Source organism: Pseudomonas shirazica, assembly GCF_015168335.1.
GTDB lineage: Bacteria > Pseudomonadota > Gammaproteobacteria > Pseudomonadales > Pseudomonadaceae > Aquipseudomonas > Aquipseudomonas asiatica.
Genome location: NZ_CP063456.1, coordinates 1,127,964 through 1,149,911, shown reverse-complemented (window position 1 = coordinate 1,149,911; position 21,948 = coordinate 1,127,964). Strand labels below are relative to the sequence as shown.

Below are 21,948 nucleotides of genomic sequence, written 5' to 3'. Positions count from 1 at the left end.
GTGCTCCTTAAAAACCCAGGCTGGACAGCAGATCATCGACATCGTCCTGACCGGACACGACGTCTTCACGCTTATCGGCATGAATCTGCGGACCTTCACCCCGAGTCGGATGTTTTTCTCGATCTTTTTCTGCACGCAGTTGATCGTGGTCATGCTGGATGCCCGCAAAGCGGTCGACCTGGCTGGCCATCAGCACCAGTTTGAGCAGGTTGCTTTCCACCTCGGTGACCAACGTGGTGACGCGCTTGATCACCTGGCCGGTCAGGTCCTGATAGTCCTGGGCCAGCAGAATGTCGTTGAGGTGGCCGGCGACCTTGCGGTTACCTTCGGCGCTGTGCGTCAGGAAACTGTCGACGCGCTTGACCAGGTCACGGAACTCCGGCGCAGCCACTTCGCGGCGCATGAAACGCTGCCAGTCGGTGCTCAGTGCCTGGGCCTCGCTGGCCAGGTCGTTGAGCACCGGGGTGCTTTCCTCGACCAGGTCCATGGTGCGATTGGCCGCGCCCTCGGTGAGCCTGACGACGTACGACAGGCGCTCGGTGGCGTCGGTTATCTGCGACACCTCCTCGGCCTGCGGCATGGTCGGGTCGATCTGGAAACTGACAATGGCACTGTGCAGCTCGCGGGTCAGCTTGCCGACTTCCTGGTACAGGCCGCGGTCGCGGGTCTGGTTCAGCTCGTGAATCAGCTGCACCGCCTCGCCGAAACGGCCCCGCTCCAGGCTTTCGACCAGCTCCTGGGCATGCTTCTTCAGGGTCGATTCGAACTCGCCCAAAGACGTTTGTGATGAATCCATGGCGCGCCCCCTGACGTGACTCAGCCGTTGACGCGTTCGAAGATCTTCTCGATCTTTTCTTTGAGCACCTGGGCGGTGAACGGCTTGACCACGTAGCCATTGACGCCGGCCTGGGCCGCTTCGATGATCTGGTCGCGCTTGGCTTCGGCGGTCACCATCAGCACCGGCATGGTTTTCAGGCGATCGTGGGCACGCACCTTGCGCAGCAGGTCGATGCCGGACATGCCAGGCATGTTCCAGTCGGTCACCAGGAAGTCGTAGTGGCCGTTCTCCAGCATCGGCAGCGCCGTGGTGCCGTCATCGGCTTCTTCGGTGTTGGTGAAGCCCAGGTCACGCAACAGGTTCTTGATGATCCGCCGCATCGTCGAAAAGTCGTCAACGATGAGGATTTTCATGTCTTTGTTCAAGTAGACCTCCAAGCAGTCTCAAACGCGCTCGGCCCCGAGCGCGCATTCACAATTCGGTACAACGTAGAAAACGACTGCAACGACAGCGGGCTCAACGCGCCCGCCATTCCCCCAGGCGGCTGCGCAGGCGCGCGGCACACTGGCTGTGCAACTGGCTGACCCGCGACTCGCTGACCCCCAGCACCTCACCGATTTCCTTGAGGTTCAGCTCTTCGTCGTAGTACAGCGCCAGCACCAGGCGCTCACGCTCCGGCAGGTTGGAGATGGCCTCGGTCAGGGCGGCCTGGAAGCGCTCGTCCTCCAGGCCGCGCGCAGGTTCTACCTGGCCACTGGCGCCATCCTCATGCAGCCCTTCGTGCTCGCCGTCCTGCAACAGGTCGTCGAAGCTGAACAGGCGGCTGCCCAGGGTATCGTTCAAGATCCCGTAGTAATCATCGAGACTCAATTGGAGTTCGGCAGCAACTTCATGATCTTTAGCGTCACGGCCGGTTCTGGCTTCAACCGCACGCATCGCGTCGCTGACCATGCGGGTGTTGCGGTGCACCGAACGCGGTGCCCAGTCGCCCTTGCGCACTTCGTCCAGCATGGCCCCGCGGATGCGGATGCCGGCGTAGGTTTCAAAGCTGGCGCCCTTGCTGGCGTCGTACTTGTTGGCCACTTCCAGCAGGCCGATCATGCCGGCCTGGATCAGGTCCTCGACCTGCACGTTGGCCGGCAGCCGCGCCAGCAGGTGGTAGGCGATGCGCTTGACCAGCGGGGCGTAGCGTTCGATCAGCTCGTACTGGGCGTCTTTCGACGCTCGGCTGTACATCTTGAAACCGCTGGCGTTCATAGCACTGGACCCGCGCTGGTGGGTTGCACCAGACGCTCGACAAAGAACTCCAGATGGCCACGCGGGTTGGCCGGCAGCGGCCAGCTGTCGACCTTCTGGGCTATCGCCTTGAAGGCCAGCGCGCATTTGGAGCGTGGGAAGGCTTCGTACACGGCACGCTGCTTCTGCACCGCCTTGCGCACACACTCGTCATACGGCACAGCGCCCACATACTGCAGGGCAACGTCGAGGAAACGGTCGGTGACCTTGGTCAGCTTGGCGAACAGGTTACGGCCTTCCTGCGGGCTCTGCGCCATGTTGGCCAGCACGCGGAAACGGTTCATGCCGTAGTCGCGATTGAGCAGCTTGATCAGGGCGTAGGCATCGGTGATCGAGGTGGGTTCATCGCATACCACCAGCAGCACTTCCTGGGCGGCGCGGACGAAGCTGACCACCGAATCACCGATACCGGCCGCAGTGTCGATCACCAGCACGTCGAGGTTGTCGCCGATTTCGCTGAACGCCTGGATCAGCCCGGCATGCTGGGCCGGGGCCAGGTGCACCATGCTCTGCGTGCCCGAGGCAGCCGGCACGATGCGCACACCACCGGGGCCCTGCAACATCACGTCGCGCAGCTCGCAGCGCCCTTCGATGACATCGGCCAGGGTCCGCTTGGGGGTAAGGCCCAGCAGCACGTCGACATTGGCCAGGCCCAGGTCGGCGTCGAGCAGCATGACCCTGCGGCCAAGCTCGGCCAGCGCCAGGGACAGGTTCACTGAAACGTTAGTCTTGCCGACGCCACCTTTGCCACCGGTCACGGCGATCACCTGTACGGGATGCATGCTACCCATGTCTGTTCTTTACCTTGTCTCGCTGGGACTCAGGCCACACGTAGGGCAATTCTGCGTACCCCTTGGCATAGCTACCTTGCACACATTTCATCATCAACCCGCTCGCCGTGGGTTGTGATAGAGATCAGCGAACATATCGGCCATGGCCTCTTCGCTGGGCTCGTCCTGCTGCTGCACATTGACCGCGCGGGAGACCAACTGGTGCCCCCGAGGCAGGTGCAGGTCGTCAGGAATGCGCGGCCCGTCGGTCAGGTAGGCCACTGGCAGTTCATGACTGATGGCAAGGCTCAGCACATCGCCAAGGCTCGCCGTTTCATCGAGTTTGGTCAGGATGCAACCGGCCAGGCCGCAGCGCTTGTAGCTGTGGTAGGCGGCGGTCAGCACCTGCTTCTGGCTGGTGGTGGCCAGCACCAGGTAGTTCTTCGCGGCAATGCCACGCCCGGCCAGGGTATCCAGTTGCATGCGCAGGGCCGGGTCGCTGGCCTGCAGGCCGGCGGTATCGATCAGCACCACGCGCTTGCGCAGCAGCGGCTCCAGCGCCGCAGCAAGCGACTGGCCCGGGTCGACGTAGGTCACCGGCACGTTGAGGATGCGGCCCAGGGTCTTGAGCTGCTCCTGGGCGCCAATGCGGAAGCTGTCCATGCTCACCAGCGCCAGGTTCTGCGCGCCGTACTTGAGCACGTAGCGGGCGGCCAGCTTGGCCAGGGTGGTGGTCTTGCCCATGCCGGCCGGGCCGACCATGGCAATCACCCCACCCTCTTCGATCGGCTCGACCTCGGGGATTTCGATCATCCGCGCCAGATGCGCAAGCAACATGCGCCAGGCCTGGCGTGGCTCGTCGATCTCGGCAGTCAGGTCCAGCAGCTCACGGGCGATCGGCCCGGACAGGCCGATACGCTGCAGCCGGCGCCAGACGGTGGCCTGCTGCGGCTTGCTGCCTTGCAGCTGGTTCCAGGCCAGCGAGCCGAGCTGCACTTCCAGCAGCTCGCGCAGGCCCGACAGCTCGGAGCGCATGGCATCGAACAGGCGCGGGTCGACCGGCGCCGACGCAGGCGCTGCAGCAGCCTCGGGAACATCGACATGCGGTTCGATCAACGGCTCGGCGGCGGTCAGCGACTGCCCGGCGAACAATTGGCGGTTGTTGTCGCTGCTATCCTGGCGGTGGCCCAGCTCGGCCTGGGCAGTGGCGATGCGCGTATGGGTCTTGCGCAGCTCTTCTTCCAGTTCGGCGTTGGGCACACGGGGGGCCAGGGCGGACAGCTTGTAGTCCAGCGCGGCCGTCAGCTCGACACCGCCGGCGATGCGACGGTTGCCGATGATGGCGGCATCGGCGCCCAGCTCATCACGGACCAGTTTCATGGCCTGACGCATATCGGCGGCGAAAAATCGCTTAACTTGCATTATCCCCTACCTCAGCCGTTAGGGCCCACGGTGGCAATGATGGTGACTTGCTTGTTGTCCGGTATTTCCTGATACGCCAGAACATGCAAATTCGGTACAGCCAGGCGGCCGAAACGCGACAGCATGGCGCGGATCGGGCCGGCGACCAGGAGGATGGCCGGCTGGCCCTGCATTTCCTGGCGCTGGGCCGCCTCGATCAGCGAACGCTGCAGCTTCTCGGCCATGCTCGGCTCCAGAAGAACACCGTCTTCCTGACCTTGCCCGGCCCTTTGCAGACTATTGAGCAAAATCTGTTCCAACCTTGGCTCCAGGGTAATCACTGGCAGCTCCGACTCAACGCCGACAATGCTTTGCACGATGGCGCGACACAATCCGACGCGCACCGCCGCCACCAGCGCGGCGGTATCTTGACTCTTGCCGGCGTTGTTCGCGATCGCCTCGGCGATACTGCGGATATCGCGTACGGGTACCTGTTCCGATAACAGCGCCTGCAGCACCTTGAGCAGGCCCGACAACGAAATGACACCCGGCACCAGCTCTTCTGCAAGTTTAGGCGATGCCTTGGCCAACACCTGCAGCAGTTGCTGGACCTCTTCATGGCCGATCAGCTCGTGGCAGTGCTTCTGCAGAATCTGGTTCAGGTGGGTGGCCACCACGGTACTGGCGTCGACCACGGTGTAGCCCAGCGACTGCGCCTGGGAGCGCTGGCCGACATCGATCCACACGGCTTCAAGGCCAAACGCCGGGTCACGCGCGGCAATGCCGTTGAGGGTACCGAACACCTGCCCCGGGTTGATTGCCAGTTCGCGATCCGGGTAGATCTCGGCTTCGGCCAGGATCACCCCCATCAGGGTCAGGCGATAGGCGCTGGGCTGCAGGTCAAGGTTGTCGCGGATGTGCACGGTGGGCATGAGGAAGCCCAGGTCTTGCGACAGCTTCTTGCGCACACCCTTGATCCGCGCCAGCAACTGGCCACCCTGGTTGCGATCGACCAGCGGGATCAGCCGGTAGCCGACCTCCAGGCCAATCATGTCGATCGGTGTGACGTCGTCCCAGCCCAGCTCCTTGGTTTCCAGCGCGCGTTGTGGCGATGGCAGCAGGTCCTGCTGGCGCTGCGCTTCCTGCAGCGCCTGCGCTTTGGCCTTCTGCTGTTTCTTCCACACCAGGTACGCGCCACCCCCGGCCAGCAGGCCAAGGCTGAGGAAGGCCACGTGCGGCATGCCCGGCACCAGGCCCATAACGATCATCAGCGCGCCGGACACCGCCAGGGCCTTGGGCGAATCGAACATCTGCCGGTTGATCAGCTTGCCCATGTCCTCGGAGCCCGAGGCGCGGGTAACCATGATCGCGGCAGCGGTCGACAGCAGCAGTGATGGCAATTGCGCCACCAAACCGTCACCGATGGTCAGCAAGGCGTACACCTTGCCGGCATCGCCAAAGCTCATGCCGTGCTGCAGCATGCCGATCAGCATGCCGCCGATCAGGTTGATGAACAGGATCAGCAGGCCGGCGATGGCGTCACCGCGGACGAACTTGCTGGCACCGTCCATCGAACCGTAGAACTCCGCCTCCTGCGCCACTTCGGCACGACGGTGCTTGGCCTGGGCCTGGTCGATCAGGCCGGCGTTGAGGTCGGCGTCGATGGCCATCTGCTTGCCGGGCATGGCGTCGAGGGTGAAACGCGCGCTCACTTCCGAGATACGCCCGGCACCCTTGGTCACCACCACGAAGTTGATGATCATGAGGATGGCGAACACCACGGCACCGACCACGTAGTTACCGCCGATCACCACCTCGCCGAAGGCCTGGATCACCTTGCCGGCGGCGCCGTGCCCCTCCTGGCCATGCAGCATCACAACCCGGGTGGAGGCCACGTTCAGGGCCAGGCGCAACAGCGTGGCCACCAGCAGGATGGTGGGGAACGCGGCGAAGTCGAGCGGGCGCAGGGCGTAGACGCAGACCAGCAGGACCACGATCGACAGGGCGATGTTGAAAGTGAAGAACACATCGAGCAGGAACGGCGGTATCGGCAACATCATCATTGCCAACATCACCAGCAGCAACAGCGGCACACCCAGGTTGCCCCGACCGAGCCCGGCCAGGTTGTTACGGGCGTTGCTGATTAACTGAGTGCGATCCACCGCGAGTCCTCTTGATGCAAAACTTTGACGCACAGGGGGCGCCTGGCGCTGGCATTGCAAGAAGCTTTCCAACTTTGCTCGATGGTGTTCACCCTGAGGGTTTTATCGCCTGCGAGATCGAGCGCCGCCCGCGCGGCGCTTCGCGGGTGTTCGCCTTGACGCTTTCTGCGCCTATGAAATCGAGCGCCGCCCGCGCGGCGCTTCGCGGGACAAGCCCGCTCCCACATTTGTTGCAACGTGGCCATGCCTGTGGGAGAGGTGTTGTCAGCCGGGGTGCAGGGCTTGAGATAGGTGATGCAGCAGCAATGCCAACTCAGAAATCCAGTCATCCCACCAAGGCAGGCAACCATGGCCTGACAGGTTTGGCACGTTGCAACAAATGTGGGAGCGGGCTTGCCCCGCGAAGCGCCGCGTGGGCGGCGCTCGATTTCACAGGCGCTGAAATGGCATGGCGAACACCGGTCAACTGTCGCGACGCAGGTCCGGCGGAATCGGCAGGTCGTCCTTCAGCGGCTCTGGCCGCTTGCCCTTGCCCGCCCTGTACTGGCGGATCTGGAACACATAGGCCAGCACCTGCGCCACCGCCAGGTAAAGCCCGGCAGGGATTTCCTGCTCGAGCTCGGTGGAGTAGTAGATCGCCCGCGCCAACGCCGGCGATTCGAGGATCTGGACCTTGTGCTCCACCCCAATCTCGCGAATCTTAAGGGCAATGAAATCCGTCCCCTTGGCCAGCAGCAACGGCGCTGCCCCGCCTTTCTCAGGGTCGTATTGCAAGGCCACCGCATAATGCGTCGGGTTGGTGATGATCACGTCGGCTTCGGGCACAGCCGCCATCATGCGCCGCTGCGAAGCCTCACGCTGAAGCTGGCGAATACGCTGCTTGACCTCGGGCTTGCCTTCGCTGTCCTTGTATTCGTCCTTGATTTCCTGCTTGGTCATCTTCAGCTTGTTGTGCGTCTGCCACAGCTGGAACGGCACGTCCGCCGCCGCAATCAACAGCAGCCCGGCCGACATCCACAACGCACTCCAGCCCACCACCTGCAGGCTATGGATGATCGCCTGCTCCAACGGCTCATTGGCGATCGCAAGCAGCGCCTGGCGGTCGTTGACCAGCACCACCACCGCCACGACCAGGATCACGAAAAACTTGGCGAGCGCCTTCAATAGCTCGGTCAAGGCGTTCATCGAGAACATGCGCTTGATCCCCGACAGGGGATTCATGCGGCTGAATTTCGGCTGCAGCAGGCTACCGGAGAACAGGAAACCGCCCAGGACTATCGGCGCGACGAAGGAAATCACGAACAACAGGATCAAGATCGGCTGCACCGCCCAGATGGCCATCTTGCCCGAGGCCAGCAGGAAGGCACCCATGGCACGTTCATCGACGATGAAGTCGCGGGTCAGGCTGAAGTTCATGCGCATGATCGCCAGCAGTGTCTCGGCCAGGTGGCCGCCGAACGCCAGCAGGCCACCGGCGCCGGCCAAGGTCACCGCCACCGTGTTCAGCTCCTTGGAACGCGCGATCTCGCCTTTCTCGCGGGCATCGCGCTTGCGCTTGTCGGTGGGTTCTTCTGTCTTGTCCTGACCGCTTTCGCTTTCCGCCATGCTCAGCGCGCCCTTGCCAGATCACGCAGCCATTGCAGCGCTTCGCTGGCCAATGCCTGGTAATGGGAAAGTATGTCGGCCAGGCCGACCCAGAAAATGAACATGCCCATGACCAGGGTCAGCGGAAAACCGATGGAGAAAATGTTCAACTGCGGCGCGGCACGCGTCATTACGCCAAAAGCGATGTTCACCACCAGCAGCGCGGCGATAGCCGGCAGGATCAGCAGCAGGCCGGCACCGAATACCCAACCCAGGCGCCCCGCCAGCTCCCAGAACTGATTGACCACCAGCGCGTTGCCTACCGGCAAGGTGGTGAAGCTTTCGGTCAGTACCTCGAACGCCACCAGATGGCCGTTCATCAGCAGGAACAGCACACTCACCAGCATGGTCATGAACTGGCTGATCACCGCGACGTTGACGCCGTTGGCCGGGTCGACCATCGATGCGAAGGCCATACCCATCTGCACCGCGACGATCTGGCCTGCGATCACGAAAGCCTGGAACAGCAACTGCAACGACAACCCGAACAACGCCCCGACGATGACCTGCTCGGCACACAGCAGCAGGCCGCGCAGGCTCAACGGGTCGAACTCGGGCAAGGGCGGCAGGGCCGGGACGATCACCACCGTGATGGCCACTGCCACGTACAGGCGCACCCGCGCCGGCAGCATACGGGTGCCGAAGATCGGCATGGTCATCAGCACCGCCGTCACCCGGAACAACGGCAGGATGAAGGTCGCGACCCAGGTGCCGATCTGCGTGTCGGTCAGCTCCAGCATCGGCGCGTCAACCGATCAGCTGAGGAATGTTGGTATAGAGACTGGTGAAGTACTCCATGAACTTCTGCACCAGCCACGGCCCGGCGATGATCAGCGTGACCAGCATTACAAGCAGGCGCGGCAGGAAACTCAAGGTCTGTTCGTTGATCTGGGTGGCGGCCTGGAACATGGCCACCACCAGGCCCACCAGCAGGCTGGGCACCACCAGTATGGCGACCATCAGGGTGGTCAGCCACAAGGCATCACGGAACAGGTCGACAGCGACTTCAGGTGTCATCGGCGGCTCTCCTTGACGGCGTCAGACGCCGCCGAAACTGCTGGCCAGGGTACCCATGATCAGCGCCCAGCCATCGACCAGCACGAACAGCATGATCTTGAACGGCAGCGAGATGATCAGCGGCGACAGCATCATCATGCCCATGGCCATCAGCACGCTGGCTACCACCATGTCGATGATCAGGAACGGGATGAAGATCATGAAACCGATCTGGAACGCGGTCTTCAGCTCGGATGTCACGAACGCCGGCACCAGGATCGTCAGCGGCACCTGGTCCGGGCCGGCGATGTCGGTACGCTTGGACAGGCGCATGAACAGGTCGAGGTCGCTTTGCCGGGTTTGTGCCAGCATGAAGTCCTTGAGCGGCCCTTGGGCCTTGTCGATGGCCTGCTGGGCGGTCATCTGCTCCTTCAAGTACGGCTGCAGGGCGTCCTGGTTCACCCGGTCGAACACCGGCGCCATGATGAACATGGTCAGGAACAGCGCCATGCCGGTCAGCAGCTGGTTCGACGGCGTCTGCTGCAGGCCCAGGGCCTGACGCAGGATCGAGAACACGATGATGATGCGGGTGAAGCTGGTCATCAGGATGACGAACGCCGGGATGAAGCTGAGCGCTGTCATGATCAGCAGGATCTGCAGGCTGACCGAATATTCCTGCTGCCCGTCCGCGGTATTGGACAGGGTAATGGCCGGGATCGACAGCGGGTCGGCACCCAGGGCCAGCGGCGCAGCCAGCAGCAGCGCCAGAGTCAACAACACACGCAGCGCGCCACTCATCACTTCTTGTCCTTAGGGTCCTTGCCCATCAGCTCCATCAGCCGCTGGGCAAACTCCGGCGTCGCCTGGCGGGCGTTTTCAGGCACTTCCACGGGTTCGGCCAGCACATGCAGGGCCTCGATGCTGCCAGGGGTATGGCCAATCAGGATCTGCTCCTTGCCCACTTGCACCAGCAGCAGCCGATCACGCGGGCCGATGGCCCGGCTGCCGACGATCTCGATCACCTGCCCGCCCTTTACCGCCGTGCTTTGCATGCGCCGCAGCAACCAGGCCAGGAAGAAGATCAGGCCGACCACCAGCAGCAGGCCGAAGACCATCTGCGCCAGCTGCCCACCCAGGCTGCCAGGCGCGGTTGCCGGGGTTGCCGCCGGCGTGGCCGCTGCCAGGCAAGCCTGGCTGGCGAGCAGCGCGGCAGCCGCCGCGATGGCGCGCATCGTGCCCTTCACTCAGCGCAGCTTCTTGATACGTTCGCTGGGGCTGATCACGTCGGTCAGGCGGATGCCGAACTTCTCGTTGACCACCACCACCTCGCCATGGGCGATCAGCGTGCCGTTGACCAGCACGTCAAGCGGTTCGCCGGCCAGGCGGTCGAGCTCGATCACCGAGCCCTGGTTGAGCTGCAGCAGGTTGCGGATGTTGATCTCGGTGCTGCCCACTTCCATGGAAATGTTCACCGGGATATCCAGGATCACGTCCAGGTTAGGGCCTTCGAGGCTGACGTTTTCGTTCGGCTTCGGCGAGCTGGCGAACTCCTCCATCGGCAGGCGGCCCGCGCCGCCGGTGCTGCTTCCGGTGTCACCACCCAGCAGTGCATCGATATCGGCCTGGCCGGCTGCACCGGTTTCTTCCAGTGCCGCAGCCCATTCATCGGCCAGTGCCTGGTCCTCTGCGGAGGTGATCTCGTTTTCGTTAGCCATGGTTTCCTCGACAGGCATTCAATTCGTTATGTGCGACCGGCACGCCGTCAGCGGCGTTCGATCGGGTCGATGATCTGCAGCGCCAGGTTGCCCTTGTGCGAACCCAGGCGCGCCTTGAACGACGGCACGCCGTTGGCACGCAGCACCAGGTGCTCGGGCAGCTCCACCGGGATCACGTCGCCAGGCTGCATATGCAGGATGTCGCGCAGCTTCAGCTGGCGCCGGGCTACGGTGGCGGTCAGCGGCACGGCCACGTCCAGCACGTCCTCGCGCAGGGCCTTGACCCAGCGCTCGTCCTGGTCGTCCAGGTCGGACTGGAAACCGGCGTCGAGCATTTCCCGCACCGGCTCGATCATCGAGTACGGCATGGTCACGTGCAGGTCGCCGCCACCGCCGTCCAGCTCGATGTGGAAGGTGGACACCACCACCGCCTCGCTGGGGCCGACGATGTTGGCCATGGCCGGGTTGACCTCGGAGTTCATGTACTCGAAGGTGACCGGCATGATTGCCTGCCAGGCTTCCTTGAGGTCGACGAAGCACTGGTCCAGCACCATGCGCACCACGCGCAATTCAGTGGGGGTGAACTCGCGGCCTTCGATCTTGGCATGGCGGCCATCGCCGCCGAAGAAGTTGTCCACCAGCTTGAACACCAGCTTGGCATCGAGGATGAACAGCGAAGTGCCGCGCAGCGGCTTGATCTTGACCAGGTTGAGGCTGGTCGGCACGTACAGCGAGTGCACGTATTCACCGAACTTCATCACCTGCACGCCACCCACCGCCACGTCGGCGGAGCGGCGCAGCAGGTTGAACATGCTGATACGGGTGTAACGGGCGAAGCGCTCGTTGATCATTTCCAGGGTCGGCATGCGACCCCGCACGATACGGTCCTGACTGGTCAGGTCGTAGCTTTTGATGCTGCCAGGCTCGGATGCACTCTCGGTCTGCACCAGCCCGTCGTCGACGCCATGCAACAGGGCATCGATTTCATCCTGGGACAGCAGGTCCTGTACGGCCATTGCGGACTCCTACTGCAATACGAAATTGGTGAACAGCAACTGGTCGACGACCGGCTTGCCGACTTCCTTCTGCGCCACTTCCTGGACCACTGCAGTGGCCTTCTGGCGCAGCATTTCCTGTCCCACCGGGCTACCGGCCAGGGTGTCGAAGCCTTGCCCGGAGAACATCATCACCAGGTTGTTGCGGATGACCGGCATGTGCACCTTGAGCGCATCCAGGTCGGCCTGGTTGCGCGCTTGCAGGGTGATGCTCACCTGCATGTAGCGCTGGCGACCGTTCTGGTTGAAGTTGACCACGAAGGCCGGGGCCAATGCTTCGTAGATGGCCGCTGGCTTGACGTTGCTGGCTGCAGGGTCGGCGGCTGGGGCTGGCTCGCTCTTGTGCATGATGAACCAGGTAGCGCCCACCGAAAGGCCGATCGCCAGCAACAGGCCCACTACTGCCAGCAGGATCAGCTTGAGTTTGCCTTTAGTGGCGGGGTCTTTGACTGCTTCGCTCTTCGCCATGCCAATAATCCGTCGTCCATCGGGGGTTCAAGGGAGGATGGCTTGGCTTGAGCAAGTGTTATGCCAGAATGGAACTGGAATGCCTGAACCGACCTCTTCGCAGCACAAGGCTGCTCCTACAGGGAACGCATTTCTTTGTAGGAGCAGCCTTGTGCTGCGAAGAGGTCGGTTCGGAAAAAAGAAATATCAGGCGTAATAATCGACCGCACTGTCGCCAACAACCACCTGCTGCTCCACAGGCCGGGCGCTATCGACTGCCTCTGCCCCGCCCTGCTCGGCCCGGCGCGCCGCCACCCCGGACAGGTTGCTGCCCTGCGCCTGCCCCTGCTGCTGTTGCTGCTGCCCGCGCGACTGGTCGGCCACGTTGACATCCGGCTGTGCCAGCCCCTGCTGGGCGAACAGCTCGCGCAGCCGGTGCACCTGGCTGTCGAGGGCGTCACGCACGCCGGCGTGGCCGCTGATGAAGGTGACCTGGGTCGACTGGTCCGTCGCAACATTGACGCGAATGTCCAGACGGCCCAGTTCCGCCGGCTCCAGCTGGATATCCGCCGACTTGAGGTTCTGGCTGGACAGGTACATGACCCGGTTGACCAAGCCCTCGGCCCAAGCGTTCTGGTTCATCGGCAGCGGTTGGTGCAACGGGCTGGCGTTGGCCGGCACGGCATTGGCGGTCTTGGCCGTCGCGGCCTGGGTCAGGCTGGCCAGGCGGTTGGCGAAATCGTCGATGCGCGTATCGCTGCCAGCGCCCTTGGTGTCCTTCAGACCATCTTCGAGCAAGGCAGCAAAGGCCTTGTCGCCAGGCTCGCCCGTTTCACCCTCGGCATTCTCGACCAGATTCGCCAAGGTATTGACGGCGGCCTGACCCTCCTCGCCCTGAGCCTGCGAAGGATCCAGGGCATGTGCCGAGGTCGCCCCCTTGGCCTGGGCACTTTGCTCCAGCGCCAGGCGCAAGGTCGGCAGGTTGGCCAGAGGGTCGGCGTCGGGATCGAAGGCTTCCTCGGCGGCCGGCTCCTCGGGCAGCTCGGCGGTGACCTGCGCTGCGGCGGCCTGCAACACCGGCGCCACCGCCTCGGCCTGCGCCTGGATCAGCTGAGCGCCAGGCTGGGCGTCGGTTACCTGGCCGGCCACCAGGCTGGCATCGCGCAAGCCGGTGTCGGCCTGGGCCTGGTCGTCGGCTGGCAATTGTTTGCCGTCATCGGCAACCGCGGGTTTGTCGGCAGCGCCTTTCTTGCCGCCCTGTGCCGCTTCAAGCTTGTCCTTGGGCTTGGCCTGAGCGACCTTGTCGTCCTGCCCCGCGGCCTTGTCGCGGCCCTGCCGGGCCATCACCTGGCCAAAGCCGTCGCCCTTGTCGCCCGGCGCCTGCAGCGGCTTGTCGGCCTGTGCGGCGGCAGAACGCGAGGTGTTGGCAATGGCGTTGCCTTGCAACAATGGGTTGGGTGCGACAGGCATCGAGCGGTCTCCGCGCCAGAAACAAAAAAATCATCCAGCCAGAGACAGGCAAGACTCGCGCCAAGTCGTGTATCAACCTGCCGAAATGCGTTGCTGCTCACCTCGGTAGAAGCGCTGCACCTCGACGAACTCCAGGTCGATGCGGTTGATCAGGTCCTCGATGCCATACAGCGGAGGCCGCCGCGCGCGCTCCTCCAGTTGCTGACACAGGCTGGCCAATGCAATCGCGCCCATGTTGCTGCTGCTGCCCTTGAAACTGTGGGCCGCAGAACCGAGCTCTTCGGCACTTTTGGCCGCATGCAGCTGGCCCAGGCGCCGTTCGGAGTCGTCAAGAAAGGTTTGCACCAACTGCAGGTAGCCATCTTCCATGACCTCACGCAGGTCGCTGAGTACCTTATGGTCAATATGCATGTCAGTCACTTGTTCACTCCTTGATCAAGCCAGATTATGCCCGAGCCAACCCGTGGCTCACCAGACGAACTCCACATGCGCGCAACGCCCGCCCTCACTCCAGCAAGCGCTGCTGGCCAGCCGCCTTACCAAATTCAGGCCACGCCCACTCAGCCCCTGCTCCAGCGTGGGCCGCGACAGCACGCGCTGCACATCGAACCCGGCACCACTGTCACGGACCTCGATCATCAGACGCCCGCCGTCGGCATGCGGTTCAACCTTGAAATCGATGCGCACGTAACCGTCGGTCAGCACCCCAAGGCGCCGGGCGCGTTCCTGATAATAGTCGGCAAAGCCTTGTCTATCGCGCTTGAGCTGCGAGTCCAGACCCAGCACGCCATGCTCCAGGGCGTTTGAATACAGCTCGCTGAGCACACTGTGCAGGTTGCCGGTGCGCGCACGCAGGCCGTGAATCTCTTGCAACAACTGCACCAGATACGGCACCGGGTTGAAGCGCTTGAGGCTCTCGCCCCGCACTTCGAACCCCAGCGACCAGTCCAGCGGGCTGGAACGACCGCTATCAGAGTAGATCATCGGCGCCGGCACCCGCTCCTCGGCACTGAACATACGAATGTCGCACAGACTGATGTCATCGCGCGGGCGCCCGCCAAAGCGCTCCAGAGCCTGCATCACTTCGTCGAACAGCCGCGCCGGGTCACGGTTGTCGGCCAGCACCCTGTGCAGGCGCTGCACACCGAACAGGCGCTCCTGGTCGTCGGCCGTGTCGAGCACGCCGTCCGACAGCAGCAGCAGGCGTTCACCCGGCGCCATCGGCAACACTTCGGTACTGTCATCGAAACGCTCGGCGTTCAGGATGCCCAGCGGCAGGTGCCGCGAACCCAGCGCCGACAGCACCTGGCCATCTACTGCCAGGCGATAGCCATCAGGCATGCCGCCATTCCACACCTCCACCGAACCGCGCTGCATGCTCAGGTTGAGCAGCAGCGCACAACAGAACATGTCCACCGGCAGGATGCGCTTGAGCTTGGCGTTCATCTCGCGCAGGACCTGCGCCATGCCGTAGCCCTTGGCAGTCATGCCGTAGAACACTTCAGCCAGCGGCATCGCCCCTACCGCCGCTGGCAGGCCGTGGCCGGTAAAATCGCCGAGAAGCACTCGCATGTCACCGGACGGAGTGAACGCGGCCAGCATCAGGTCGCCATTGAACAGCGCATACGGCGATTGCAGGTAGCGGATGTTGGGCGCGGCAAGGCAGCCGGAATGGGCCACCTTGTCGAACACCGCCTTGGCAACCCGCTGCTCGTTGAGCAGGTGGTGGTGGTGCCGGGCAATCTGGTCACGCTGCTCCATCACGGTGGCCTGCAGCCGGCGCAGGCGGTCCATGGCGCGGATCTTGGCGCCGAGAATCACCGCACTGTAGGGCTTGGCCATGAAGTCGTCGCCCCCTGCCTCCAGGCAGCGCACCAGGCCTTCCTCCTCGTTCAATGAAGTCAGGAAAATGATCGGCACCAGCGCTTCGCCGGCCAGGGCCTTGATCTGCCGCGCCGCCTCGAAGCCGTCCATCACCGGCATCAGCGCATCCAGCAGCACCAGTTGCGGGCGCCGCTCGACGAACAACGCCACCGCCTGCTCGCCGTTTTCCGCGGTAAGTACCTGATGACCTTGACGGCGCACGATCTGCGCCAGCAGCAGGCGGTCGGCGGCACCGTCTTCAGCCACCAGCACGGTCAACGCCTGTTCGGCCGGCATGTCGGCGCTCAACTGATATCGAAGAGCTTTTCGAAATTGGAGATGGCGAGGATCTTGCGCACGTCGGAGCTGGCATGCACCACACGCACATCCGACTCATCGCCGCCCGCATGGTCACGTAGCAACAGCAGCATGCCGAGCGCGGAACTGTCGAGGTAGGTAGTGTCCTTCAGGTCGACGACCACCGAATCTGGCCGGTTGGGCTGGCGTTCGTAGGCGTCGCGAAATTCCTGGTGCTTGCCGAAATCGAAGCGCCCCTTGATCTTTATTGTCAGCTTTTTCCCGTCCTGCGAAAAATCCGTCTCGACTGCCATGCTAGCGATTCCTTCGATGATGGCGGATGCAACTCCTTAAAGGTTTAGCAGGCGATGCCGGGGGTGGCAAGCATGCCATTCCCATATGCGGTGCACCCAGTGTAGGAGCGGCCTTGTGTCGCGAAAGGGCCGCAGAGCGGCCCCGGCGATATTTGCTGCGAAGCTGAAATCCTGGGGCCGCTGCGCGCCCCTTTCGCGACACAAGGCCGCTCCTACAGGGTACCGCGCAAGCCCAATGGGCAGCTTAAAGGTGATTCTGCCGCGGCAGGCGTTGTGACAGCTCGTCAAGCAAGCGCTGCTCGCGCTTGTCTTCGGCCCGCCGGGCTTCCTCCAGATAGCGCTGTACCAGCTTGCGCAGGCCTTCCACCCGGGCATAGGCCTGCTGCCAGGTGCCTCGGGCGTTGTTGAGGTTGTTCTGGTGCCAGACCAGGCTCTGGCGCTGCTGGGTCATGGCCGTTTCCAGCTGCCCGAGGAAGCGCTGGTAATTGACCAGCCAGCTACCGTTTACCCCCTGCCCGCCGCGGTTGATCCACTGCAACTGGTAATCCTCGCGAAACCGCTCGAGCTCGGCAAGCTTGGCCTGGGCCGCGGCCACCTGCTGCTGGAACTGCCCAAGGCGCTGGGCCGCCTGGCGCTCGGCCTCTTCGGCCATGTCCACCACCGGCGCCAGGCGCGCGGCACGTCCGGGCAGCGCCATGGCCTATCAACCGCCCGCCGGGGGCGCAAAGATCGCCCCCAACTGTTCGCGGCTTTGCGCCATGCCCACGCTCTCGCGCAGGCCCTGGCGCAAAAACTCCACCAGCTTCGACTGCAGGGCAATGGCCAGATCGGTTTCCGGGTCGCCACCCGCCACGTAGGCCCCCACACTGATCAGGTCACGGCTTTGCGACAGGCGCGACCACAGCTGCTTGAACTTTTGCGCCTGGCGCAAATGGTCGGCATCGACCACCTGAGGCATGACCCGACTGATCGAGGCTTCGATGTCGATAGCCGGGTAATGGCCTTCCTCGGCCAACCGCCGCGACAGCACGAAGTGGCCATCGAGCACACCACGCGCCGCGTCGGCAATCGGGTCCTGCTGGTCGTCGCCCTCGGACAACACGGTATAGAACGCGGTGATCGAACCACCACCTGGCTCGCCGTTGCCGGCCCGCTCCACCAGCTTGGGCAGCTTGGCGAACACCGACGGCGGGTAACCCCGGGTGGCCGGCGGCTCGCCGATGGCCAGGGCGATTTCACGCTGGGCCTGGGCGAAACGGGTCAGCGAGTCCATCAGCAACAGCACGTTCTTGCCCTTGTCGCGGAAGTACTCAGCAATACGTGTGCAGTACATGGCGGCGCGCAGACGCATCAGCGGCGCATCGTCGGCGGGCGAAGCGACCACCACCGAGCGCTTGAGGCCTTCCTCACCCAGGATATGCTCGATGAATTCCTTGACCTCGCGACCCCGCTCGCCGATCAGGCCGACGACGATGATTTCGGCTTCGGTGAAGCGGGTCATCATGCCCAGCAACACCGACTTGCCCACACCGGTACCGGCGAACAGGCCCAAGCGCTGGCCGCGACCGACCGTGAGCAGGCCATTGATGCTGCGAATTCCCACGTCCAGCGGCTTGCTGATGGGGTCGCGGTTCAACGGGTTGATCACCGGGCCGTCCATCGGCACCCAGTCCTCGGCCTTCATCCCGCCCTTGCCATCCAGCGCGCGACCGGCGCCGTCGAGCACCCTGCCGAGCATGCTCATGCCCATGGGCAGGCGGCCGCTGTCATCCAGCGGCACCACCCGCGCGCCGGGGGCGATGCCGACAATGCTGCCGACCGGCATGAGGAATACCTTGGGCCCGGCAAAGCCCATGACTTCGGCCTCCACCTGCACCGGGTGGTAGCTGTCGTCGTTGATTACCAGGCAGCGGCTGCCGACTGCAGCGCGCAGGCCTTCGGCTTCCAGGGTGAGGCCAACCATGCGCAGCAGGCGGCCTTCGACGATGGGCTGGGCCGGCAGTTCGATGGCCTCGGCATAACTGCCCAGGCGTTTGCCGAAGCTGGTGCGTTCAAGATGCATCCGGGCTACCCACGGCACGCTCTGGCAGGCTGTCCAGGTCTACCGACATGTCCGGCGCTGCCGGGTGCAGCGAATGGTCGTGCAACTGATCGAACAGTTGCGCCACGGCTTTCTCGATGCGGGTTTCCATGGTCGCGTCGATGCGGCTGTGCGCGGTCTCGATACGGCAGCCGCCCGGCAGCAGCGCGCTGTCTTCTAGCAGCCGCCAGCTTTCCTCATGGCGCTCGCGCAGGGCCTTGGCCAGCTCGAAATCCTGCGGGTTGAGATGGATGCGGATATTGTCAGCGCCCATGGGCAGCAGCTTGAGCGCTTCGCGCAGTACCTGGGTGATCTGGCTGGAATCACTCCGCAGTTCGCGACCGATTACCTGGCGGGTCATGTGAGCGACCAGGTGGACCAGTGCCTTCTCGATCTGCGTGTCCTGCTCGGCGATCGGTTCCATCAGGTTGGTCATCAGCCGGTCGAGGCTTTCCAGCTTGGTCTTCAGGGCCTCTTCGGCTTCCTGGCGGACCTTGAGCTGGGTGCTATGGAAGCCCTCGCGCTCACCGGTGGCAAAGCCTTCGTTGTAGGCTTCCTGGCGGATGGCCTCGAGTTCTTCCAGGGTCAGCGGCTGGACTTCTTCCAGCGGCACTTCCTCGACTTCTTCCTCGACTACCTCGGGTTCCGGCTCCGGTTCGGGCTCAGGCTCGGGTTCCGGGTCGAAGCTGGGCAGCGCCCATACGTCCACGCCCTCGAGGTCGCGGGCGCGGATCAGGTCGCTGGGGTGATGTTCTTTGGTGGGCATGCTGTCATGTTCTCAAACCATGTTCAGCCGACACGGTCCTTATGGAAGCGGGTTTACCCGCTCCCACAAGGGGCGGCGTCGGCCTTCAGATCGCGAATACCTCAGATCATTTCCTCGGCGCCCTTGCCGCCGAGCACGATCTCGCCGGCCTCGGCCATGCGGCGGGCGATGGTGAGGATTTCCTTCTGCGCCGTTTCCACATCGCTGACCCGTACCGGCCCCTTGGCCTCCAGGTCGTCGCGCAACAGCTCCGAGGCACGTTTGGACATGTTCTTGAAGATCTTGTCCTTGACCCGCTCGTCGGCGCCCTTGAGCGACACCACCAGCACATCGGACGAGACTTCGCGCAGCAGTGCCTGGATGCCACGGTCGTCGACATCGGCCAGGTTGTTGAAGACGAACATCAGGTCTTCGATCTGCTCCGACAGGTCGCTGTCGATTTCGCGGATCGCGTCCATCAGTGCACCTTCCACCGAGCTGTCGAGGAAGTTCATGATGTCGGCGGCGCGCTTGATGCCACCCAAGGTGGTACGCGCCGCGTTGGAGTTGCCCGAGAACTGCTTCTCGAGGATCTGGTTCAGCTCCTTCAGCGCCGCCGGCTGCACGGTGTTCAGCGACGACACGCGCAGGACGATGTCCAGGCGCACCTTATGGTCGAAGTTGCTCAGCACTTCGCCAGCCTGGTCGGGGTCGAGGTAGGCAACCACGATGGCCTGGATCTGCGGGTGCTCGTAGCGGATCACGTCGGCAACGGCGCGCGGCTCCATCCACTTCAGGCTGTCCAGGCCGCTGGTGTTGCCACCGAGCAGGATGCGGTCGACCAGGCCGTTGGCCTTGTCCTCGCCCAGGGCCTGATTGAGCATCTTGCGGATATAGGCATCGGAGCCCACGCCCAGGCTGGTCTGGTCGCCGACGATTTCGACGAACTCGCTCATCACCTGTTCGACCTGTTCACGGTGCACATTGCCCATCTGCGCCATGGCCACACCCACACGCTGCACTTCCTTGGGCCCCATGTGCCGCAGCACCTGGGCGGCATCGGTCTCGCCCAGCGAAAGCAGGAGGATCGCCGCCTTGTCGACGCGGCTCAGCTTGGCGGTAACGGCTCGGTTATCACTCATCGGCGTTGATCCACTCTTTCACGACCTGGGCAACGCGGCCCGGGTCTTCGGCCACCAGGCCTTTGATTGCGTTGAGCTGTGCCTCGTAACCCTCGTTCGGGCTAGGCAGCAGAATGCTTGTCGGGCCACCCAGAGTGACGCGGTCGTTGGCCAGTTCGCCATCCAGACCCATCATGCCGCCCAGCTCCATGTCGCTATCCGAGGCAGCCTGCTTGCCGCCCCCTGTAATGTTGTTCAGCACCGGGCGCAGCACACCGAACACCAGCACCAGGATGAACACCACGCCCAGCACTTGCTTGACGATGTCCCAGAACCACGGCTGCTGGTAGAAGGCGATATCGGCGATCTCTTCGCCACGGTCGGCGGCGAACGGCACGTTGATCACCGTCACACTGTCGCCACGGCTGGCATCGAAGCCGACCGCGTCCTGTACCAGGCGAGTGAAGCGTGCCAGGTCCTCGGCGCCCCATGGCGCACGGGTGGCGTCGCCGGTGGCCGGGTCGATCTTGACCTGGTCGTCCACCACCACCGCCACCGACAGGCGGGTCATGCGCCCCTGCTGCTGGCGGGTGTGGCTGATGGAGCGGTCCAGCTCGAAGTTCTTGGTACTTTGCTGGCGCTTGTCCGACGGGTACGGCGCGAGCATCGGCTGGCCGGTGGCCGGGTCCATGATCTGCTGGCCGTTGGCATCCACCAGCGGCTGGCCAGGCTGGATGGCCGCGGCCGGGGTAGCGGCACCACCGGTGGTCTGCGGTGCCGAGGCCGGGCCTGGCGGCTGGTTGCTCAGTGCGCCGGGGACACCTTGCGGCCCCTGGCTGCTGGCACGCTGTTCGTCGACCGACTGCTCGCTGCGCAGTGCCGGCTGGTCGGGGTTGAACTGCTCGGAGGTGGACTCGACCGCACTGAAGTCGAGGTCGGCAGACACTTCGGCCTTGTAGCGGTCATTGCCCAGCACCGGCTGCAGGATGTTGTGTACCCGCTGGGTGAGCATGCTTTCTACCCGGCGGCTGTAGTCGAACTGCTTGCCTGCCTGGGTCAGGGCGGTGTCCTGGATCTGCTCGGACAGCAGGTTGCCCTTCTGATCGACCACGGTGACCTGGGACTTGTCCAGTTCCGGCACGCTGGTGGCGACCAGGTTGACGATGGCCATCACCTGCCCGGCTTCCAGGGCACGGCCCGGGTACAACTCGACCAGTACCGAGGCGCTGGGCTTGCGTTCGTCACGCACGAACACCGAGCTTTTCGGGATGGCCAGGTGCACGCGCGCGCCCTTGACGTTGTTCAGGCTGGACACGGTACGCGCCAGCTCGCCTTCCAGGCTGCGACGGTAACGGGTGGCTTCCATGAACTGGCTGGTGCCCAGGCCCTGCTCCTTGTCGAGCAATTCGAAACCGACGTTGCCATCGCTTGGCGCCACGCCGGCGGCCGCCAGTTTCAGGCGCGCACGGGAGAGGTCGTCGGCCTTGACCAGCAGAGCCCCGGAGTTGGGCTCGACGTTGTAGGGGATGTCGGCAGCGGCCAGGGTATCCATGACCTGCTTGGTGTCCATGCCCGCCAGGCTGCCGTACAGCGGACGGTAATCAGGTTGTTGCGACCACAGTACCACGGCAAAGCCGATCGCCACGCTGGCGGCCAGGCCGACCAGAAGGCCGATCTGACGCAGCATGGGCATCTGCGCGATATTTTCCAGAAACGCCATGCCGAACAGCGGCGGCTTGGCCGCGGGCGGGCCGCTCTTGGCAGGGGCGTTGTCGACGACTGCTTCAGCCATGG

The 21,948-nt window shown here is 63.8% G+C and carries 23 protein-coding genes; all 23 read right to left on the bottom strand.

What is annotated here, in order from left to right:
• Nucleotides 1–7 precede the first annotated feature (7 nt).
• A complete protein-coding gene (locus tag IMX18_RS05270; protein ID WP_015271204.1) occupies nt 8–796 on the bottom strand; it encodes a protein phosphatase CheZ in 789 nt (262 codons plus the stop codon).
• Between the two features lie 20 nt (nt 797–816).
• Nucleotides 817–1,191: a chemotaxis response regulator CheY gene (locus tag IMX18_RS05265; protein WP_161551427.1), complete on the bottom strand. Its 375-nt coding sequence runs from the start codon at nt 1,189–1,191 to the stop codon at nt 817–819.
• A gap of 103 nt (nt 1,192–1,294) precedes the next feature.
• Entirely contained in the window at nt 1,295–2,035 is a 741-nt protein-coding gene (gene fliA / locus IMX18_RS05260; protein ID WP_003257298.1) for an RNA polymerase sigma factor FliA, read from the bottom strand.
• Nucleotides 2,032–2,865: a flagellar synthesis regulator FleN gene (gene fleN, locus IMX18_RS05255; protein WP_003254408.1), complete on the bottom strand. Its 834-nt coding sequence runs from the start codon at nt 2,863–2,865 to the stop codon at nt 2,032–2,034. The genes fliA and fleN overlap by 4 nt, the downstream gene beginning before the upstream one ends.
• Before the next feature lie 93 nt (nt 2,866–2,958).
• A complete protein-coding gene (flhF, locus tag IMX18_RS05250) occupies nt 2,959–4,266 on the bottom strand; it encodes a flagellar biosynthesis GTPase FlhF (RefSeq protein WP_015271206.1) in 1,308 nt (435 codons plus the stop codon).
• 11 nt (nt 4,267–4,277) lie between these two features.
• Nucleotides 4,278–6,407, bottom strand: a complete 2,130-nt coding sequence (gene flhA, locus IMX18_RS05245; RefSeq protein WP_015271207.1) for a flagellar biosynthesis protein FlhA — start codon at nt 6,405–6,407, stop codon at nt 4,278–4,280.
• 462 nt (nt 6,408–6,869) lie between these two features.
• Complete coding sequence (gene flhB / locus IMX18_RS05240; protein WP_015271208.1) at nt 6,870–8,012, bottom strand: flagellar biosynthesis protein FlhB; 1,143 nt, start codon at nt 8,010–8,012, stop codon at nt 6,870–6,872.
• Nucleotides 8,013–8,014: 2 nt separating this feature from the next.
• The gene (fliR, locus tag IMX18_RS05235) at nt 8,015–8,791 is read right to left on the bottom strand and encodes a flagellar biosynthetic protein FliR (protein ID WP_015271209.1); all 777 of its coding nucleotides are present in this window, start codon (nt 8,789–8,791) and stop codon (nt 8,015–8,017) included.
• Nucleotides 8,792–8,798: 7 nt separating this feature from the next.
• Nucleotides 8,799–9,068 carry a flagellar biosynthesis protein FliQ gene (fliQ, locus tag IMX18_RS05230; protein ID WP_003257294.1) on the bottom strand — a complete coding sequence of 90 codons (270 nt, stop codon included), beginning with the start codon at nt 9,066–9,068 and terminating at the stop codon, nt 8,799–8,801.
• A 21-nt stretch (nt 9,069–9,089) separates the two neighbouring features.
• Nucleotides 9,090–9,845 carry a flagellar type III secretion system pore protein FliP gene (fliP, locus tag IMX18_RS05225; protein ID WP_003257293.1) on the bottom strand — a complete coding sequence of 252 codons (756 nt, stop codon included), beginning with the start codon at nt 9,843–9,845 and terminating at the stop codon, nt 9,090–9,092.
• Complete coding sequence (gene fliO / locus IMX18_RS05220; protein WP_043936227.1) at nt 9,845–10,279, bottom strand: flagellar biosynthetic protein FliO; 435 nt, start codon at nt 10,277–10,279, stop codon at nt 9,845–9,847. The genes fliP and fliO overlap by 1 nt, the downstream gene beginning before the upstream one ends.
• A gap of 12 nt (nt 10,280–10,291) precedes the next feature.
• Nucleotides 10,292–10,762 carry a flagellar motor switch protein FliN gene (gene fliN, locus IMX18_RS05215; RefSeq protein WP_003257291.1) on the bottom strand — a complete coding sequence of 157 codons (471 nt, stop codon included), beginning with the start codon at nt 10,760–10,762 and terminating at the stop codon, nt 10,292–10,294.
• 47 nt (nt 10,763–10,809) lie between these two features.
• On the bottom strand, nt 10,810–11,778 hold the full coding sequence (gene fliM / locus IMX18_RS05210; RefSeq protein ID WP_013973595.1) for a flagellar motor switch protein FliM: 969 nt from the start codon (nt 11,776–11,778) through the stop codon (nt 10,810–10,812).
• Between the two features lie 9 nt (nt 11,779–11,787).
• On the bottom strand, nt 11,788–12,285 hold the full coding sequence (gene fliL / locus IMX18_RS05205; RefSeq protein ID WP_015271211.1) for a flagellar basal body-associated protein FliL: 498 nt from the start codon (nt 12,283–12,285) through the stop codon (nt 11,788–11,790).
• A gap of 186 nt (nt 12,286–12,471) precedes the next feature.
• Nucleotides 12,472–13,734 (bottom strand): flagellar hook-length control protein FliK, encoded by a 1,263-nt coding sequence (locus tag IMX18_RS05200; protein WP_137137638.1) that lies wholly within the window; start codon nt 13,732–13,734, stop codon nt 12,472–12,474.
• A gap of 72 nt (nt 13,735–13,806) precedes the next feature.
• Nucleotides 13,807–14,154 carry an Hpt domain-containing protein gene (locus tag IMX18_RS05195; RefSeq protein ID WP_043935791.1) on the bottom strand — a complete coding sequence of 116 codons (348 nt, stop codon included), beginning with the start codon at nt 14,152–14,154 and terminating at the stop codon, nt 13,807–13,809.
• A gap of 48 nt (nt 14,155–14,202) precedes the next feature.
• Nucleotides 14,203–15,894, bottom strand: coding sequence for a fused response regulator/phosphatase (locus IMX18_RS05190; RefSeq protein ID WP_191472271.1), 1,692 nt, complete (start codon nt 15,892–15,894; stop codon nt 14,203–14,205).
• 8 nt (nt 15,895–15,902) lie between these two features.
• Entirely contained in the window at nt 15,903–16,208 is a 306-nt protein-coding gene (locus tag IMX18_RS05185) for an STAS domain-containing protein (protein WP_015271215.1), read from the bottom strand.
• A 244-nt stretch (nt 16,209–16,452) separates the two neighbouring features.
• Complete coding sequence (fliJ, locus tag IMX18_RS05180; protein WP_015271216.1) at nt 16,453–16,905, bottom strand: flagellar export protein FliJ; 453 nt, start codon at nt 16,903–16,905, stop codon at nt 16,453–16,455.
• Nucleotides 16,906–16,911: 6 nt separating this feature from the next.
• Entirely contained in the window at nt 16,912–18,270 is a 1,359-nt protein-coding gene (gene fliI / locus IMX18_RS05175; RefSeq protein WP_015271217.1) for a flagellar protein export ATPase FliI, read from the bottom strand.
• Nucleotides 18,260–19,054 carry a flagellar assembly protein FliH gene (fliH, locus tag IMX18_RS05170; protein ID WP_015271218.1) on the bottom strand — a complete coding sequence of 265 codons (795 nt, stop codon included), beginning with the start codon at nt 19,052–19,054 and terminating at the stop codon, nt 18,260–18,262. Before fliH ends, fliI begins: the two co-directional genes overlap by 11 nt.
• 101 nt (nt 19,055–19,155) lie before the next feature.
• Nucleotides 19,156–20,175 carry a flagellar motor switch protein FliG gene (gene fliG, locus IMX18_RS05165; RefSeq protein ID WP_003257289.1) on the bottom strand — a complete coding sequence of 340 codons (1,020 nt, stop codon included), beginning with the start codon at nt 20,173–20,175 and terminating at the stop codon, nt 19,156–19,158.
• Nucleotides 20,168–21,946, bottom strand: coding sequence for a flagellar basal-body MS-ring/collar protein FliF (gene fliF / locus IMX18_RS05160; RefSeq protein ID WP_015271219.1), 1,779 nt, complete (start codon nt 21,944–21,946; stop codon nt 20,168–20,170). The genes fliG and fliF overlap by 8 nt, the downstream gene beginning before the upstream one ends.
• Between the last annotated feature and the right edge of the window lie 2 nt (nt 21,947–21,948).